The organism is Micromonospora sp. NPDC048947, from assembly GCF_040649495.1.
GTDB classification, from domain to species: domain Bacteria; phylum Actinomycetota; class Actinomycetes; order Mycobacteriales; family Micromonosporaceae; genus Micromonospora; species Micromonospora alfalfae.
Genome location: NZ_JBEZFO010000006.1, coordinates 45494 through 63806 on the forward strand (window position 1 = coordinate 45494; position 18313 = coordinate 63806).

Annotated in this window: 11 protein-coding genes; 7 read left to right on the top strand and 4 right to left on the bottom strand. The window is 64.2% G+C overall.

What is annotated here, in order from left to right; translation table 11 throughout:
* The first annotated feature begins 256 nt into the window (after positions 1 to 256).
* From AB0B98_RS11030 to AB0B98_RS11045, 4 genes are all read left to right on the top strand, one after another.
* A complete protein-coding gene (locus AB0B98_RS11030) occupies positions 257 to 2944 on the top strand; it encodes a DUF4357 domain-containing protein (protein WP_357362096.1) in 2688 nt (895 codons plus the stop codon).
* Positions 2945 to 3502: 558 nt separating this feature from the next.
* Positions 3503 to 5080, top strand: coding sequence for an N-6 DNA methylase (locus AB0B98_RS11035; RefSeq protein WP_357362098.1), 1578 nt, complete (start codon positions 3503 to 3505; stop codon positions 5078 to 5080).
* A complete protein-coding gene (locus tag AB0B98_RS11040; RefSeq protein ID WP_357362100.1) occupies positions 5046 to 6266 on the top strand; it encodes a hypothetical protein in 1221 nt (406 codons plus the stop codon). The genes AB0B98_RS11035 and AB0B98_RS11040 overlap by 35 nt, the downstream gene beginning before the upstream one ends.
* Before the next feature lie 3 nt (positions 6267 to 6269).
* Positions 6270 to 9344 (top strand): HsdR family type I site-specific deoxyribonuclease, encoded by a 3075-nt coding sequence (locus AB0B98_RS11045; protein ID WP_357362102.1) that lies wholly within the window; start codon positions 6270 to 6272, stop codon positions 9342 to 9344.
* A gap of 272 nt (positions 9345 to 9616) precedes the next feature.
* Here AB0B98_RS11045 and AB0B98_RS11050 read toward each other — a convergent pair whose 3' ends face one another.
* The gene (locus AB0B98_RS11050) at positions 9617 to 11008 is read right to left on the bottom strand and encodes a hypothetical protein (RefSeq protein WP_357362429.1); all 1392 of its coding nucleotides are present in this window, start codon (positions 11006 to 11008) and stop codon (positions 9617 to 9619) included.
* Between the two features lie 278 nt (positions 11009 to 11286).
* On the opposite strand from AB0B98_RS11050, the gene AB0B98_RS11055 reads away from it, so the two are divergent.
* A complete protein-coding gene (locus AB0B98_RS11055) occupies positions 11287 to 13857 on the top strand; it encodes a DEAD/DEAH box helicase (protein WP_357362104.1) in 2571 nt (856 codons plus the stop codon).
* Positions 13858 to 14496: 639 nt separating this feature from the next.
* On the opposite strand, the gene AB0B98_RS11060 is transcribed toward AB0B98_RS11055, so the two are convergent.
* The 3 genes from AB0B98_RS11060 to AB0B98_RS11070 are packed head-to-tail and all read right to left on the bottom strand — an operon-like array spanning position 14497 to position 16693.
* Positions 14497 to 15882, bottom strand: coding sequence for a ThiF family adenylyltransferase (locus tag AB0B98_RS11060; RefSeq protein WP_357362106.1), 1386 nt, complete (start codon positions 15880 to 15882; stop codon positions 14497 to 14499).
* Entirely contained in the window at positions 15879 to 16244 is a 366-nt protein-coding gene (locus tag AB0B98_RS11065; RefSeq protein WP_357362108.1) for a hypothetical protein, read from the bottom strand. Before AB0B98_RS11065 ends, AB0B98_RS11060 begins: the two co-directional genes overlap by 4 nt.
* Positions 16244 to 16693 carry a hypothetical protein gene (locus AB0B98_RS11070; protein ID WP_357362110.1) on the bottom strand — a complete coding sequence of 150 codons (450 nt, stop codon included), beginning with the start codon at positions 16691 to 16693 and terminating at the stop codon, positions 16244 to 16246. Before AB0B98_RS11070 ends, AB0B98_RS11065 begins: the two co-directional genes overlap by 1 nt.
* A 159-nt stretch (positions 16694 to 16852) precedes the next feature.
* Here AB0B98_RS11070 and AB0B98_RS11075 point away from each other — a divergent pair, with 159 nt between their 5' ends.
* Positions 16853 to 17362, top strand: coding sequence for a helix-turn-helix transcriptional regulator (locus AB0B98_RS11075; protein ID WP_357362112.1), 510 nt, complete (start codon positions 16853 to 16855; stop codon positions 17360 to 17362).
* Positions 17359 to 17919: an ImmA/IrrE family metallo-endopeptidase gene (locus AB0B98_RS11080; RefSeq protein WP_357362114.1), complete on the top strand. Its 561-nt coding sequence runs from the start codon at positions 17359 to 17361 to the stop codon at positions 17917 to 17919. The genes AB0B98_RS11075 and AB0B98_RS11080 overlap by 4 nt, the downstream gene beginning before the upstream one ends.
* Positions 17920 to 18313: the final 394 nt, after the last annotated feature.

Genomic DNA, 18313 nt, shown 5'->3' on the forward strand with positions numbered 1-18313 from the left:
GCGCGGTGATCATGCCGTACCGCAAGCCCGCCGACGGCAGCGACCTGCCCGCCTGGAAGCAAGTCCTCAACGTCGAACACCGCACCGTCCGGGCAGGAGTCGAAAACATCGGCCGACGCCGCCTCCGGCATCGCTAACCTCCACGACATCATCCTCGCCGGTTGAACACCGGCGTGATGCCGGGCAACGCCTCCACCAAGTTACGAGACGTTCCTTAGGTTCCGCGTCGTGGTCGTGAATTCCGTAAGCTGCGTGGGTGGCGATCCGCGATGACAACAACTCGGCATGGCCGTCACCCGACCGCGAGGGTTCTTCGTCGCTTGCACAGGTTAGGCTCCGCCCGCCCCAAGCCCAGGCTGTCGACGCCATCATGGCCTTCCTCAGCAGGGAGGACCCACGTCGGGCATTGGTTCAGGTGCCGGTCGGGTTCGGCAAGACGATCATTATCGCCGAGCTGTGTTCGCGCCTGATACATGCCGGGCGAGTGCGGAAGATCCTGATAGTCACCGATCTGAGGTTGGACACCGTAGCCATCTCAGACGCTCTTCGCCGTTACCACCCGGCGGGTGACCGCGGTCGTTCAGGTGAATCGCTCCACGTCGGCCAGTACGTCGGCGGTGTCTCTGTGCCGGGGAACGTCGTGGTGGCCACCAGCCAACGCCTTCTCAACCACGCGAAGGCCCAGGAAGAAGGTGACCAGGGCTCCCTGTACGAGGGTCTCGATGGGATCGACCTTGTTCTCGTCTATGAAGCCCAGCGGGCGACACTGTTCGCTCTGGCCGAGTTATCGGACGAGATATCCGCTCCCCTCATCACCTTCGGCCTCAGTGCTGATGAGCGGACGCTCGACCTGTTCGGCGGAGAGCTGCTCTGGAAGTACACCTTCGAGCAGGCACTACTTGAGGGATACAACGTTCCTCCGCGCATCTATCGCCTGAGTTCCGCGTTAGAGACGGCTACATGGAGGGCCGATCCTCCGGCGCGGATATGGAAGACGTTGACCGAGTTTCGGGCCAGACTGTTTTCGGAAGCCTTCCCGGGCCGGACAGTCGTCCCGAAGACTGTGATATTCGCGATGAGCGACGCACACGCGGATGCCGTCGTTGACGCTTGCCGGCAGATTTTTGAGCAGGGGCAAGACTTCGCAGTGAAGATCACCGCCCAAGTGGCGAATCCCCATGAGCTCCTGCACCGCTTCCGTACGGAGCGGGCGCCCCGAATCGCTGTCACGGTAGACATGTTGGCGTCAGGCGTCGACATACCCGCCGTGGAGTGTCTAGTGTTCCTCCGGCCTATCAGGTCGGAGCTGCTTTACCAGCAGATGTTGGGGCGAGGAACCCGCCTTATCACCGAAGACTCGCTGCAGGCGGTGACGCCCGATGCCACGGAGAAGGCGTTCTTCGCCGTCTTTGACGCAGTGGGGGTCACGGACGAAGGGCACTTCGCTACGGCCGACCGGGTGCCCCGGCAGGACCATCACCGTCTCACCGCGAGGCGATTGCGGTTGTCGGATCTCTTGGCCGGTGGTGTTCTCTCGGTTGGCGCGTACGTCAGGTACAAATCCCCAGGGGCCGATTCGGTCACGACGGCGGTGGTGCGTGACGACGGTTGTCTCGACTTTCTGGACGGACGAGTGTTTTCGTCTCCGTCCGCTGCGGCGTCAGCTGTGGCTGGCTATCCGGTCAACGGGTGGACTGCCTGGGTCACGGAGGAAGAGGACGCGCCTCTGGATCAGTTGCGACAGACGATGCTCAGCGCAGCGGTGGACGACCTTGACAAGTTGGCCCAGGAGTCTGCGGCCCTCCGGAACGCCACCGATGCCGAAGAGCCGGGAAGCCCTGATGAGCCGGATTCCGAGTTGGGCAGCGAGACGGAAGATCGGGTCAAGTGTCTGGCCGAGCTGCGGAGACTGCGCCGGGACGCGGATACGGGCGGGCCACACACGCTGAGTGTTCGGGAATTCATCGCTCTATGGGGCGCCCGAGGGCGCGACGCCCGTCTGATCGAAATAATCGAAACTGATCTTTCCAACCACGGTCTCGTCACGGTTCCAGACTTCCGCCTGGTCACCATAGAGGATCAGGTCACGGTCGGGTTGTCGGCCGCCGCGGCCGCCGCGCCGCCGCCCGCCGCTGCTCCTGCCATTGTGGATAGATCTTTGGCGGAGACGGTTGCAACGACGAGGATCATCGAGACGACGGAGCCTTCGAAGATGCGGCAGCGGCCGGAACGCGGTCTGGTGGTCGGCAACCTTCCCTCCGCCAGTCTTGGCGTCGAGTCGGTGAAGCCGGCGGCCACGATCGAACTGGCCATCACGACGATGATGCTTCACGACTATTCGCAGCTAGCGGTGATGTCCGGGCAGCGGGACCTGAGCGGGGCGGTTACCTGGAAGTCGATCGCCAAGGCGCGTCACCAGAAGCGAGACGCTCCTTTGTCCGCCGCCGTCATCCCGCCAGTGGAGGTGAGTTATGCGGACGACCTAATCGACGTCCTACCCAGGATCACAGCCCATGGCTTCGTCTTCGTCCGGGGGCCGCACAACACCATCTCGGGTATCGTCACCGCCAGTGATGTCGTGCAGACCTACGGGGTGATGACGTCGCCGTTCTTCATCATCGGCGAGATCGATCAGACTCTCCGTTGGATCCTTGAGGACGCCATCGAAATCGAGCAGGTCCAGGCGCTCTGTGACGCGGACGGGACACGGCAGATCGACGGCTTCTCCCGGTTGACGATGGGCGATTATCAGCGGGTACTGGAGAATCCCGACGCGTGGATGGCGCTCGGATGGCCACTGGACCGGAAGGTGTTCTCTCAGCGGCTCAGGATCATCTGCGAGATGCGGAACAACGTCATGCATTTCAACGGCGACCCTCTGCCTGATGAAAGGGTCACAATGTTGAAGAACTTTTTGTCCCTGCTCCGCGAGTACTGCCCTTGACGGCTAGTCCGTCGTCGGGCCACAGACGGCGGTCGGAACAGGCAATTTGGTGGCTCGCCCTGTCGTTGAGCGGTTACTGAAGGGGTGTGTTTCGTACTGCCGCACCCTGCCAGAAGGTCGGAGGCGGCGGTGAGAGCGGCGACGACCCAGACAGCGGCGACGACCCAGACAGCGGCGTGGAGACCGCCGAGGTCGGCGACGTACGCGTGGCACACCTGAGTCGGGGTCTACCCTGGCCTCGATCAGGTCTCCCGCGGAGCTCGACCAAACGAGCGCTGGCTGTCTACGAACGAGAAGGCGGCACCGACATGGCCCCAAGCCGCCTTCACGACGACAGCCGGCTTGGAGCAATATGAGGCTGCAACCTCGCAGCTCACGATGAGCGGCCAGCGTGCCCTACCCCTGCCCTGTGTCACGGCGAATTACAATGCGCCGCGTGTGTTCACCCGGCGGACACGCCCGGCGTGTACATACCGGGCATGCCCAAAAACGGGTGACCAGCAGGAACACTGCGATCTTCTGGTCGCCGCCCTCTCACGAGCAAGGACACCCCGACTGATGGCAGTGACACAGCAGGAGATCGAGAGCCGGTTGTGGGACGCCGCCGACGAGCTGCGCGTGGCGATGCCCGAAGCGCAATACTCCTCGGTTGTCTTCCCGCTGATGTTTTGGAAGTACCTGTCGGACACCTGGGACCACCACCACCAGGAGTTTCTTGCCGACAACAAGGAACAGCTAAACGACCTCTCCGCCGAGGAAGCCCACGAGATCGAGTATCGCGACTACCAATCGTTCGAGATCCCGTTCATTTACCCCGGCACCGTCCAGCAGCGTCGCGCCTCCTGGTCGTCCATCCTCGCCACCATTACCCAGCCTGGACTCGGCAAGCGGGTCCGCGCCTCCCTGCAAGCCATCGAGACGGCCAACCCCGACAAGTTCTCCCGCCTGTTCGGGGCCATGGCTTGGACCTCGGAAGAGGTGCTGTCGCGTGAGGTGCTGGCGGCAGTGATGCAGGCGATGGACCGCACCCCCAAAATGCACGAGGGCAACATGTCCCACGACGTGCTCGGTGGGGCATACGAGTACCTGCTGAAGCGATTCTCCGATGGGTCGGGCACCCGCGCCGGCCAGTTCTTCACCCCGCGTGAGGTCGTCGAGTTGATCGTGGAGGTCCTGGACCCCAAGGCCTTCGAATCGGTGTACGACCCGGCCTGCGGGTCGGGTGGCATGCTCATCGCCTCCGCGAACCTTTTGAAGGTCCGCGGAGGGCGTGGTTACACACTCCGTCTGTACGGGCAGGAGACCGTACCGGATACGGCGGGTGTGGCACGCATGAACCTCTTCATGCACAACCTCACCCAGTTCCAGGTCGAGGTCGGCGACACCCTGAAGGACCCCCGCTTCAAAAAGCCGGACGGGGCTATCGCGCAGTTCGATGTGATCGTCGCCAACCCGCCCTACAGCCTGAAGTGGAAGCCCTGGGCCAAGGACCCGCGCGCCATCGGCGGTGTCGCTCCGCAGTCGTCGGCGGACTGGGCGTTCGTACAGCACATGATCGCGTCGATGGACCCGAGAAGGGGGCGCGCTGGCGTCGTCTTGCCCCATGGCGTCCTCTTTCGCGGCGGCCAGGAAGCAGCCATCCGCCAGCGCGTCCTGGACGACGACCTACTCGAGGCGGTCATCGGCCTGCCTCCCAACCTCTTCTACAACACCAGCATTCCCACGGCGATCCTGGTGTTCCGTGCATTCGGCACCAAGGGCGACGGACGTCAAAAGGGCGTGCTGTTCATCGACGCCTCCAAGCGATTCGCCAAGGCCAAGAACCGTAACGTCATAACCGAGGGGGACATTGCCGATGTGGTGACCGCCTACCGTTCCGGCTTCGACGCTGTAGGCAACTCGGTAGACCCGGGCGGTAACGGTGATCTGGCCGCACGCTTCGTGCCAACGACAGAAATTGTGAAGGCTGGCTATGACCTCAACATCGGCCGCTACCTGAAGCACGCCGCCGCCGAGCAGGAAGACCTCGGCACCCTCATCGACGCCTACAACCTCGCCCGGGCAGAGCGCCAGAAGGCCGAGCAGCGTATGCTCGCAGTCCTTGCCGATTCTGGAATCAAGGGCTTCGATGAGTGAATGGCGGCAAGTTCCTGCGGGGAAGATTGCCCATCAGCGGCGAGAGATCGTCCGCCTGGAACCGGGGACCGAATACCGGACTATGGGCGTGCGGTGGTACGGCAAAGGCGCCTACGACAGAGGTGTCGTAACCACCGAGACAGTCAAGGCCAACTCCCTCTATCGGGTACGGGAGGGAGACTTTACGTTCAACCGGATCGACACCCAGCAGGGTGCATTCGATGTCGTCTCCGCTGAGCTTGATGGTGCTCTGGCGACGAATGAATTCCCCCTCTACGAGGTGAATGAAGAGGTAGCGGACGCCCGTTTCTTGCTTCTCAACTTCCAACGATCGGAAGTTCTGCAGCAGATCGGCGCCATGCGTGCAGGGTCCGAGGGGCGTGCTCGATGGAAGGAAGTTGACTTTGAGGCATGGATGGTTCCCGTGCCGCCGCTGCCGGTGCAGGAGCGGATCGTAGAGATTATCGGCTCGGTCGACGACCAGATCGCCGCACTTGCCGCGGAGGCAGGGGCGTTATCAGCAGTTCTGCGTCTCCGACGAGCCGACCTCATCACTGACGACTCGATTGAAGCCGTGAGCGCCGAGCACGCCTTCGACTTCTCTACGGGCGTGCGCCGGACACCCGACAGGGCGACCGGCCCCTACATGACGCCCTACCTGCGTTCCGCGAACGTCGGCTACGGGACACTCGACCTGTCCGACGTGCTGAAGATGAACTATGACCCTGCGGAGCGCGAGAAGTTCCGCCTTCGCTACGGCGACGTTTTGGTGTCCGAGGGAAGCGCAAGCGCGAAGGCGGTCGGGATGCCCGCGATGTGGCGGGACGAACTGCCGGCACCCGTCTGCACCCAGATGACCCTGCTCCGTCTCCGGGCGCTCGACGGAGTCTGCATCCCTGAGTTTGTCTTCCACTGGAGCATGTGGGCTTACGAGTCCGGGGCCTTCCTCGACGTCGCGGGGGGCACCAACATTAAGCACATCAGCGCCAAGCGGGCGAAGGGCATGGCCGTGCACCTGCCATCACTTGACCGCCAACGCGAGATGGCAGTGGAACTTGAAGCCATGGAGTCTGCCTTGCAGGCGACTCGCACAGAGGCCTGCCGTCTCCGTGAAGCCCGGAAGGCCCTGCTGTCCGGGCTGCTGAATCGCACCATCGCCATCGATTCTGCTGAGCTGGGGGTTTGATCCGTGGCAAAGGGCATTCGGGAGCGTGAGTTCCAGAACCTGGTGATTCAGTGGTCTCTCCCGATGGGCTGGCGTTTTACAGCGGGCAGGTCGTTGCCGCGTGAGACCACGCAGACGGTGGTCGCCGGTCAACTGCGGGACACCATCGTCCGGCTTAACCCTGGCATTATCGGCGGGTTCGACGCGGACGCAGTGGTCGAGGAGATTATCGCCACGGTCAACGCTGTCGAAGGCGGGCTTGTGCGGGCCAATGAGCAGGTGCTACGCCTACTGCGCGGGCATAAGGAGTTCCGGGACGCCGACGGCGTGTGGCACGCCTTGAAGGTCATCGACTTCGAGCATCCGACCGCCAACACGCTGGTCGTGTCGGACGAGGTGACCATCACTGTCCCCGGTAAGACCTCTCGCCGGTTCGACCTCGTGTACTGGGTCAACGGGCTGCCGCTGGTCGTGGTCGAGGTAAAGTCGCCGACCGCGAATTCTGGGTGGGCTAAGGCCGCCCGAGAGATCAACGACGTGTACGTCGCCGAGTACCCGTGGTTCTTCACCCCCAATGTTTTCGCTGTTGCCTCCGACGGTCTGAAGCTGCGTTTCGGTGCCGTTGGCGCGCCCCTGAACCTGTGGCAGCCGTTCCGGTCCACCGCCGACGACGAGGACCTGTCCGTGCAGGCTGACGTGCAGCGTTCCGTTGAGCTACTACTCAACCCGGCGACCGTCCTGGACATGCTCGCCAACTTCGCCCTGTTCGACACCGCGGGGGGTGGGGTGAACAAGAAGTACCTGCCCCGCTACCCGCAGCGGGAAGCCGCTCACCTGATCCATGAGCGAGTCCTGGCCGGCGGCCAGAAGGGCCTGATCTGGCACCACCAAGGCAGCGGGAAGACACTGCTGATGGTGTTCGCTGCCTCGCTGCTGCTGGCCGATTCCCGTAGCGATTCACCCACGATCATCTTGCTTTCGGACCGGACCGATCTCGTGCGGCAGACCTCCGGGGTGTTCACCTCCGCGATGGGGGACGCCTACTTCCACCAGCCGAAGACCAGTCAAGACTTGCGGTCCCTGCTCGCCGACGACGTGCGCGGGGTCATCTCCACGACTGTGCACAAGTTCGCCGAAGCCGGCAGGAACCTGTCGAAGCGGGACAACATCATCGTGCTGGTCGACGAGGCGCACCGTACACAGTCCGCCAAGTCGAAGTCCCTGGCCGGGCAGATGCGCGCCGCGATCCCTCGCGCGAAGTTTTTCGGCATGACCGGCACCCCTCTGCGGAACCTCGCCACCGACACCTTCGCCCTCTTCGGTGACGAGGCCGACCCGGGTCGGGTGCTACACAGGTATTCGGTGTCCCGGTCGCTGCGGGACGGGGCGACTGTTCCGGTCATGTTGGACCCGCACCCGGTGTCCTTCGAGATGAACGACCAGGAGTTGCAGGCCGAGTTCGACCAGTTCGCCGACGACTTCGACCTCGACGACCCGGACCGCGAGGCCCTATCCCGCAAGTTCGGGCGCCTGACCTCGGTGTTCGCCAACCCCGACCGCATCCACACGGTCTGCCAGGACATCGTGGACCACTACCTGACCGGTGCCTACCGCAACGGCCTCAAGGCCCAGGTCGTGGCCTATAACCGCGAGCTGGCTGTGGCATACACGGACAAGCTCAACGAGCTGCTGGCCGGCTACGAGGCGTCTCACGCGCTCGCCGAGGTAGGTAAGCACGACCGGATTACGGCCGAGGTGAACATTTCCGTCTCGGACTCCAAGGACGAAGACCCGGCCATGCGGCCGTACCGGCTCTCGGAAGCCGAGGAAGAGGGGCAGAAACGGCGGTTCCTGACCCCGGACGACCCGCTGTGCCTCCTGGTGGTGACCGCAAAGCTGATGACGGGATTCGACGCCCCCAACGAGGGCGTCCTCTACCTGGACAAGCCGCTGAAAGCCCACACCCTGTTCCAGACCATCACCCGTCCGAACCGCACCTGGGTATCCCCGACCGGGTTCGTGAAAACGTCCGGGGTGGTCGTGGACTACATCGGGCTGGCCGAAGACGTCCAACGGGCCGTCGTCGACCCCACCCCGGAAGGGTCCGGCAAGGGCGGCGGATTCGTCACCGACGTGTCCGAGCTGGTCGCCGAGTTCCGGACCACCTTCGCCCGAATCGAAGACCTTTTCGCCGACGTTGACGACCTGGACCTCACGGTCCATGGATATGAGTCCGTGCGGGCCATCAACGTTTTCCTGGATTCCAACCCCGGAGCCGCCGAGGTGTTCAGCAGGGACTACCGCCTGCTGGCCCGCCTGTACTCCCTCATCAACACGGACAAGCGGATCGCCAAGTACCGAGACGGCTTCGGGCTGTTCGGGTCCGTGTACACGACCCTGTTCAAGAAGTCCTCCGACGAGGAGCGAAAAGAACGGCTGGCCGAACTGGGACCGATGGTCCTGGAGATCATCAACGCCCACGTCCACTCCTTCGCCGTGGTCGCCTCCCAGGAGGAACCCCTCGTCCTGGACACCCAGGGCATCGCCATCCTCAAGGAGCTGATGGCCCTCGTCCGCCCCAAGCCCGGCAAGGACGACGGCGACGACAAGCAGCCCCCGTCCGCAGCGGAGATCCTGGACCGAATCAAGGCCGCGCTCGACAAGGGAGTTGAACCAGGCTCCGCGAAGTACACCGCCCTCGCGGACCGAATCAGGCTCCTGCGGGACCGCATCATCCAGAACGCCCAGGACGCCCTGGACTTCCTCTCCGAGGCCCTCCGGATCGCCCGCGCCATCGTGAACGCCGGGAAGCACCCTGAGGAACCCGTCGTCGTGGACGACGACCACGTGGGCGTCCTGTCGCGAATCATCCACGACCACGCACCCGCCGGCCTCACCATCACGGAGAGGAACCTGGCCGAGGAGATTGACCAGGTGGTCACCCGGACCCTCGCCCAGTCGTGGGACAACGCGGACGCCCGCAACCGGGGAGTCCGCCGCGCCACCGCCGCCGTCTTCCGGCGTTACATGCTGAAGCCGCTCGGGGAGCCGTACGACTCCACCGTCGCCTACATCGAAGCCCACTACCTCGTTGACTGACGAATACTCGGCGCTCGGCAGCCCCCTTGGGAAGTTCCCGGACCACGTTGGACGCCGCTCATCCCCTTGCGGTACTGCTGGACCGCGAGGCACGACGTGACCCGGCGTTCAGCGCAGAGTTCCAAGCCCGATGGGAGCGGACCAACGCGGCCGTCGCAGCCGGCCCAGACGGCCTAGCGAACTCCATCTTGGGTGATGTCAGCGGCCCGTTAGTGCAAGCACGTGACATCCACGGAGGTGTCTCGTTCGGCGGCGGCAGCGTACGCCGCTGACTATGGTTTCCGTGATCGAGGTCGGCGAGCCCTGGCTATTCGTGGTGTGCGGTCGATTCCCGCAACTACCGCGCGTCCGGCTTCGAGACTCGCGGCAATCTGTTGCCCGACAAAGTCGCTGCCACGCCCCCGACTGCCGATCCAGCCGGAGCCGAGAAGTTCGGCGAACGTCGTGTTGTTCAGATAACGGGGCACGTTTCCGAAGGTCATGCACACGCCGCCGCGCGGCCCCTGGCAAAGTGGTGAGGATAGCAGTGTCTCGAAGTGCTCCCGGCTGAGGTACATGCCGGTAATCAGTTCGATCGAGTCTTGGATCACGGTTTGGGGCGCGCATAGCTTAACCATGCATGGCGTGGAGAGTAGCCGCACGTCGTCGCTGGGATCAGTGTCGTGCTTGCGGCATTCCTCGTCGACCTGCGCCATGCGCTTGAGCTCCCCGGCCAGGTTGTGGTCTGGTCGGTATACCAGGTTGGCCTCCGGCCGCATTCGCTTGTATTGAATCATGACAAAGCTGTCGTGGGCGACGTTGTGATAAATGAGGTCAACGCCCATCTCGTGCTCGGCATCGGTGCGGTTGGCGTTGAAGATCTCCATCCTTTTGAAGCCGTCGGTGAAAGTGCGCCATCCAACTCGCTGGTCATGCAGCGGGAACCAGTCCTGAAACGGCACGCGATCAGCGTCGTGGTTGATCAGCTGGTCCTCGGTGATCTTTCCGAGCTGGAGCGGGGAATCTTCCCTAGGATCTTCCGGACTCGGTTCCGGTTCCGGATCAATTCGGAGCTTCTGATCAGGCAACGTCTGGATCGACGACAGCACCACTTCATCAGGACCTGGTTCGATCATCGAAGCGCCAGAGACACCAGCGATGAACGGGGTGCCGGCCGGCTGAGGTACGTACTGGCGCAACTCGCTACGGTCCATGCCACGCGCCATAAGCAACACGCCGGTAGCGTCCTTCTGGAGACCCTGCAGCTCCCCGGCCGTGCCTGCGGTGACACTGTCAGAGATACGACGTACGAGCCGAGCGATGACCGGCTCCAAGTCCGGTGACTCAGCGACAAGCGCGTCAAGCAGCCGTCGTCCTCGGGCTTCGATGATCGGGCCGTCCCGCGACACCGCATCGGCGAACCCGCCGAGCCTGTCTTTGATCCGGGCAACCTGGACCTGTGCGCTGGTCGCGGTGACGTCCTCGACGTCGACATTCCGTTCGTAGGTCGCGGTCTGGCGACCCCGGTGCACCAAGCCGACACCTACCACGGTCAGCTCGTTCCCGCTCTCGGCTAAGAAAACGCCGACGTGCCAGCGATTCGACTCCCAGGGAACGATCCGGTACGCGAACGATCGCATCGCCGCGCCAGGCGAAGGGCGTTCCCGGAACAGACGGTCGTACATCACCTGGCTACAGCGAAGCACCGCAACTCTCAGCACTCCGGCAATCTGCCATATCGCTACCGCCCCCCGCAGGCCTGGGCAGTCGCCTGGTTCTCCGGAAACCACCGCGACTTCGGCGTGTGAACGTCCAAGCGATCATGTGCCCGGGCGGGCTGCCGATCCAGACGTCGGAAGCGATGCCCGGGCACCTACACGACAGCCGACGCGCCCGCGACCTCGGCCGCCCACCCGGCCCACCGATAGAATCCCCGGACGGCAACCGGGGAAAAGGGGCGAGCGTGGCGTTCAAGGGCGGGGCGAACAAGGCTGTTGCGGCGGCCAACCCCGAAGCTATGTACCGCGACCTCCCACGCAGGCCCAACGCGGTGCCGGGATTATGGACTCACCAAGGGGACCTTCTACGGCGGTATGCCACTGACCACACCACAGATCCCGACCTCGCGCTGGAACTACCGACCGGTACCGGCAAGACGCTGCCCGGACTCGTAATCGCCAACTGGGTCAGGGCCACCCGAGCAGGTCGAGTTGCCTACGCCTGCCCTACCCAACAGCTCGCTTCACAGGTCGCGAAAGTGGCCGCTCGGGAGGGCGTTCCTGCCGTAACCCTCGTGGGCAGCCACGCAAGCTGGTCCATCGCGGACCGCGCGGCGTACGAGGCTGCCGACGCAGTCGCGGTGACCACCTACAACACAATCTTCAATAGCAACCCGCGCCTAGCGGTACCAGAGCTGCTCCTGTTCGACGACGCACACGCCGGAGAGCAGTACGTCGGCGAGCAGTACGCCATCCAAATCCGACGCTCGGCGAACGAGAAGGCGTACAACGATCTCCTCGACGTCCTCGCGCCGGCGATCGACGGCATCCCCTTGCAACGGCTTCGCGACTACACGCCGGATCCCGGCATGTACCGCAGCGCTCGCCTGGTCGTTCCCCTGCGCCAGCCCGAGATGGTCAGCAAGATCGACAGCGTTCTTGCCCAGCTTCCAGCGCCCTGGACATACCGATACTCCATGATCAGGGACGCTATTCCGAGCTGCCTGGCATACGTCTCCTACGGTGCCATTTTGATCCGGCCGGGCATCCCGCCCACGAGCAAGAACCCCGTCTTCACGCACGCTGCACAGCGTATTTACCTGTCCGCGACCCTGGGCAGCGGTGGAGAGCTCGAACGGGCCTTTGGACGTCCGGCGATCACGCGGGTAGCGCTACCCGACACATCGCCCACACCGAGGTCTGGTCGTAGGTTCTTCGTCTTCCCCGAGCTGGCTGAGGTCACCGATACTCAGCAACTTGCCCGGTCCGTTGTGGCAGCAGCGGGCAAGGCGCTGGTCCTCGCCCCGGATACCAGGACCGCCATCAGCACCGCGAATGACCTCGCCCAACCCGGCTGGCCCGTGCTCGGCATCAACGACGTCGAAGGCGGGATGGAGCACTTCGCCGCATTACCAAACGCCGTCTGCGGCCTCGCCGCTCGGTATGACGGGCTCGATCTTCCCGGCGACGACTGCCGCGTCGTCGTCCTGAACGGCAAACCAGACACGGACAACCTCCAAGAACGCTTCCTGTCGCAGAACGTCCGCGCAGGCGCCGCCCTGGCCGAACGCGTCCGTACGCGCGTCGTGCAAGGAGTTGGCCGTTGCACACGCGGCCCGAATGATTGGGCCGTCGTGATCGTGTTAGGTGCCGATCTGACGACGTACATGGTCAGACCAGAGATTCAACAGACTCTCGATCCCGAGCTTCAGGCGGAGATCGACTTCGGGATTCAGAACAGCCAACGGTCATCAGCCGCCGATATCCTCGACAACGTAGCGACGTTCCTGCGCCAGGACGACGCGTGGCGCACCGATGCCGAGCCGATCATCACTGAGCTGCGCAATGAGGCCACGATGACGCCTCCGCCAGCCAGCTCAGCACTAGCCGCCGCAGTCAAATGCGAGGTCGAAGCATGGTCGTTGGCCGGCATGGGCGAATGGCAGGAGGCCAGCGCCCGCGCCAACGAGGCCGCATTGGAACTGGGCAAGGGCGGCGACGCCCTACGCGGCTACCGCTCGTTCTGGCTCTATCTGGCGGCTACCTGGGCCGACCAGGCCGGAGTCACCACGGCCAACCAGGCACTTCGGCAGAACGCGGTCGCTCTTGTCGCCCAGGCCGAAGCCGCAGCCAGACCCTCGATGTGGATCCGGGAACTCGCTCCGATACCGACCGTTGGGGTGTCCGAACTCTCGTCCCCTTCCGCAACCGCAGTTGCGTCGGTCGCGACCCGACTGAGAAGCACCTCCATTCCCAAGGTCGCGGCGGTGGCCGAGGAGATGCTCGCTGCCCTCAAGGAACGCAAGCCGACCGTGTACGAGCCTGTCCTGACCAAGCTCGGCTACCTCTTGGGCGCCGAAGCGCAGAAGCCGCCGGGCTCCGGTCGATGCGATTCCACCTGGTGCTGGGACCATCACCTCTGGCTGGCAATCGACGCGAAGAGTGACCACGAGCCGTCCGGTCTCGTGCCACAGAAAGACATTCGTCAGGCCGGCGATCAACTTCGTCTGCTCAAGTCCGATCGTGCGGTCCCCGACATCCCGCCGGACAGCGCCACCGTGATCGTCTCTCCCAAACCGGCCGTTGACCCCACCGGTGCGGCAGGCGCTGAGGGCCACGTCCATGTTGTCCACCCGGACGTCGTACTCGGACTCGCGGAAGCAGCGGCACGCGCATGGGGCGACCTGATGGCTCAGCGTCCTGGTCTCGATGACAACCAACTCCGGACGCTGGTCGCCAACCACTTCAGCCAAGAGGGTCTGCTGCCTGAACAGGTGCGCGAGCGGCTCACGGCCAATCCGGTCGCCGCGCAATAATCGATGATGCCGGCGCTCACCTGCCGGCTTCTCAAAATCAGGCGTTGGCGACAGCGATGCGCCGCGCCTGGTTGCGGCCCCCGTTTACCCCCCCCGAAAACCCCTGCCAACTGTTGAACAATGGCGACAACTGTTGATCACTTTGCCTGGTCGTTTGCGCAGCTCAGCGCTAGATACTGACAGTCGATGACGAAGCCATGATCACCGGGTTCGAGGAGCGTAGGTTGTCGACTCTTGTCATCGTTACCAGTGGTCGAGCGCGAGGTGAGGTGCCGCCAGGATCGCCGATAGAGATCTACGCCAGGAATGCGACAGCGCTGCCGATGGTAACGTGCGCCGCTGGCGGGCCGGTGCGCCGACGAAGGGCTGCCCGGACTCAGCGAACGGGGCGACCACCGCGGTTCATGCCGGTCCAGGTCGCCGAGGTCAAAGCCTGGCCTGCCAATTGCCGGCCGAAACTGACACACCGCTGTCGAGGTGGAGCCGCCCGGACCGGCCGCCGAAGCCGTCGACCCGGCCATCTCGGCATCCACCATCCGGCGGATTCTTGCCCGCGATGTCCTCAACCCTGGCAGCGCCAGTCCTGGCTTTCATCCGCGACCCGCCGTTCGCCGTGAAGGCCACCTGAATGTTCGACCTTTACGCCCACACCGTGCGCTTGTCGTCAGCGAGCACCTGCCGTGCATCACCGTGCGCGGTCGCGTTCTCGTACGGGCAGAACGCGCCGCTCCTTATGGGCAAGTGCTCGAGCTGGTGGGCGGCGAGCATGTAGCGGAGCGGCGCCGATACACCCATGCCTGCGGGTGAGGCGACCAGGCTGACGAACTGGGCCAGGAGCCCGGCACTGACGGACGCGGCGAGCGCTGCGACGTTCGGACTACCTGCCCCTGTGTTGATCCCGGATTGGCGGATGTACTCGGGGTCGTCGAGGAGGCCGGCTCGATCGAGGCTGAGCTCGTTGACCCGGAGTTGCCCATTGCAGACCATGCAGGGGCGGCCGGGGACGAGTGCATGGGCTCGCCACGTACCGCCTCGCATTTCCCCGCTCGGGAGCGTATCTAGGGCGATGCCGCCGTCGATGACCGGGATGAGGTCGGCGTACGCGACGACGTTAAGGACGCCGCGCGGCCAGGGGCGGTCGACGCAGGAAAAGATGACGTCGTAGTCGAGGGCTGCGGCGAGCCCCGGCGGTGTCGTAATGCTCAGGTCATGTACCGCCACCGTGAAGTTCTGAGCAGTCGCGGCCTGTCGAGCGATACGTGCAGCGACCTCGGTCTTACGCCGCCCGAGGCGGGCATCTTCGCGCGTGGCACCGATCATGCGGTCGAGGTTGAGGTCTTCGACGACATCAATGTCCATCAAGCCAATGTGTTCAATACCCGTGGCGGCGAGGCGTGCAACCACGTCGAGTCCGACGCTGCCGACTCCGATGACGAGGACCTTGAGGCGTGCAATGCTCGCCTGGCGCCGCTCGCCCCACGCAGCAACCGTGCGGCGCTGGAAGGCGGTAGCCATCGGGCGGCGACGAGCCCTGTCGTTCCATGTCACGTTGAGCCGCTCTCCGACGACGCGCACGGATTCGGCGACGGTCGGCGCGGTTCGGTCATACCAAACACGGGCTGACCACTCCTGCTCAGCGGTGGCGAGCGTCATCCCGAGAAGAGGCATGCCGGTGATTGCCCGAGCTACGCGTTCGTACTCGGACTCGGTGGTGTGGTCGGGGCCGCTGAGCCCTTGCCAGCCGCGTGCGCCTGGGTGCGAGTGAAGAAGGACAACGCCCTCACCTCGCTCTCGCGCCTCGGTAGCGACCCGGACGACGTAGGCGCCGGTGAACTCGGCGTTGCCGTGCACGAATCGTTCGCCGTCGCGAGGCAGGACGACGTTGCGAATCAATGCAGTTGTGCGCTCCGCGCCTGTCGACCAGACGTAGGTGGCGATGCAGACATCTTCCTGGCCGTCTTCGCGAGTGAGGTGGTTGTCGAGTTCGGCTGCCACCTCTGCGGTCATGGCGATGGAGAGGTTCATGTGATTGCGTCCTTGATCACGCCGCGCACGTGTGCGAGCCAGTTGATGATGGGCGGCCGGTCGGTGCTCCAAGCGCCGATGTCACGGGAATGGCGGAGCCAGCCGTCGAGACACTCGGCGGTATCGGTGTTAGTGGTCGCGAATCGCACCGTGCTCTCGAAGTGCAGCCAGTGCGGCGGCGCGGCGGGCCATCCGGCGAGCTCGACCACGCTGACCGCCGTGGGAACTTCCGTTCCCGCGAGCGCTCCGGCCACGGCGTACACCGAGTAGACGACGGCGGACCCTTGGACCTTGGCCTGGATTCCATGGTCGGCGAGGTCGGCGATGAAGGTTGCGACCGGAGCGCTCAGTTCGGGAGACATCAGGCGACAGGGCTGCTCTGCTTGACGGAGATGAAGGTGTCGCCCTCCCGGAGGTCGAGGACCTTCTCGTCCTTGAAGACCTTCGGATCCTGCCCAGGGCGGATGCGGGCGAGGTCGTACTCGCTGGGGTTGAGACCCGCGAGGCGAAGAAGAGCTTCGGCCTCCTGATCATCGTCCTTGGTGAAGTAGCCGACCCCGTCGATCGTGAAGGTGATCTTGGCGCGCTGCTTGACGGAGATGAACGCGTCGCCGTCCTTGAGGTCGAGGACCTTGGCGTCCTTGACGACCTTCGGCTCGCCACCTGGACGAAGGCGGGCGAGGTCGTACTTTTCGGGGTCGCGCCCGGCGAGGCGAAGCAGGCTTGCCGCCTCCTGGTCGTCGTCGCGGGTCGTGTACTCCTTTCCGTCGATCGAGATCTGGAACTTCTTGTGGACGTCGGTGGCACTCATGGCCGCCTCCTCTCTGCCCGCGGTGCGAGCGGTCGCCGTGAATATCAACTGTATCAGCAAAGCGGCAGTGACGACCTTGAGGGGCACGCGGGTGTTTCACTGAAGCGTCACTCGGCGTTATGCTGCACCCATGCCTTGGACCTACCGAGCACGACGGAAATGAGCGACAAGGCCCTTCCTCGAGCCGCCGCCGGAGAGATCGAACGCCTCGACCTGGCACGTCTTGGTGCCATGCTGCGCGAACGTCGGGGTTCGCTGTCCCTCCGTCAGGCTGCCGCAGACGCCAACGTGAGCTTCAGTACGTTTTCCCGCGTTGAGGGCGGGTCACAGCCCGACCTCACGTCCTTCATGCTTCTGTGCGCGTGGCTCGGCGTACCTCCTAGCGACTTCTTCGCTCCCATCGCACCGCGCGAGCAAAGCAGCATCGACGCCGCGATCTCCCACCTGTCCTCCGATCCGCGACTCGCGCCGGCCGCCGCTGGGAAGATCGCCGACATGCTTCGCACCATGTACGACGCGCTTGCTCAGAACATCAGCGGTCAGCCGGTTGTCGCGTGCCATCTGCGTGCAGCCAGCGTCCTTCGCCCCGGAGTTCCCGAGCGCCTGAACACAATGCTGAGCACGATGAACTCGGAGCTTGAACGACTGGTGGATTCGGGAAGACTTTGACTCTCAAGCACGGGTTCAAGGCGAACGCGGAACGAACGGCCAAGCGCTATCGCCAGGAACTCTCCCTCTCGTCGGCCGATCAGCTCGACCCGCGCGCCCTCGCAGGCCATCTCAACGTGGCCATCGTCGACGCCGCAACGCTCGTGCCCCTGGCTGAACTCGAGGAACTGGAGCGCATCCAGGCGTACGCCTTCTCGGCAGCGACGTTCGAGGTGCGCGGCCGGAAGATCATCGTCGTCAACCCCATTCGCGGACACGGCCGGCAGAACAGCGACATCGCCCACGAGCTCGCCCACATCATCCTGGAACACGACCTGTCCGAGGTCCGAGAGCTCGCCGGCATGCCTTTTAGAACCTGCAAGCCGGACGAGGAAGAAGAAGCGACCGCGCTCGGCGGAACGCTCCTGCTTCCGCGCGACCTCCTCATCTCTGCCGCCCGCCGCGGGGCCAGCATCGACGCCATCGCTGAAAACTACTCAGTCACCGTGGAGATGGCCCGGTTTCGGTACAACACGACTGGCGTAGCCAAGCAGGTCGCAACGGGTCGTACACGCTGACGCGGTACACGCAGCCGAGCCCCGGGAAGCGGCGGCACTGCCGTGGCAGTGTCCCTTCGGAGTCGCCGAGCAAGACCATGGCAGCTTCCCGTAAGCGGTAGCCGAAGCGATTGGCGCAGGCCACTGGCGCTGTCCCAGGACGCGGCGACATCGGGTGGGAGGGTAGGCGCCTTGTTCCCAATCTGACAGGTGCAGCTTAAGTCCGGTTACCGGCCCGCACCGTGCTGGCGTCCCCCATTTACGCCCCGAAAACTCATGCCAACGGGTGATGACGGGTGGCAGGCGTTGATCAGCGGACAGCCTCGTCTAGGCAGGTCAGCGACCATTTGTTACGGCTAGTAACAAGCTAGGGAGGTCGATGGTCGAGGAGCGTAGGTTGTCGAGTCTTGTCAAC

What these genes read in the sequence shown, in the direction of transcription:
- AB0B98_RS11035 (WP_357362098.1), top strand. Translation starts at nt 3,503, where the DNA reads ATGGCAGTGACACAGCAGGAGATCGAGAGCCGGTTGTGGGACGCCGCC.
- AB0B98_RS11050 (WP_357362429.1), bottom strand. Translation starts at nt 11,008, where the DNA reads ATGTACGACCGTCTGTTCCGGGAACGCCCTTCGCCTGGCGCGGCGATG.
- AB0B98_RS11060 (WP_357362106.1), bottom strand. Translation starts at nt 15,882, where the DNA reads ATGAACCTCTCCATCGCCATGACCGCAGAGGTGGCAGCCGAACTCGAC.
- AB0B98_RS11065 (WP_357362108.1), bottom strand. Translation starts at nt 16,244, where the DNA reads ATGTCTCCCGAACTGAGCGCTCCGGTCGCAACCTTCATCGCCGACCTC.
- AB0B98_RS11070 (WP_357362110.1), bottom strand. Translation starts at nt 16,693, where the DNA reads ATGAGTGCCACCGACGTCCACAAGAAGTTCCAGATCTCGATCGACGGA.
- AB0B98_RS11075 (WP_357362112.1), top strand. Translation starts at nt 16,853, where the DNA reads ATGAGCGACAAGGCCCTTCCTCGAGCCGCCGCCGGAGAGATCGAACGC.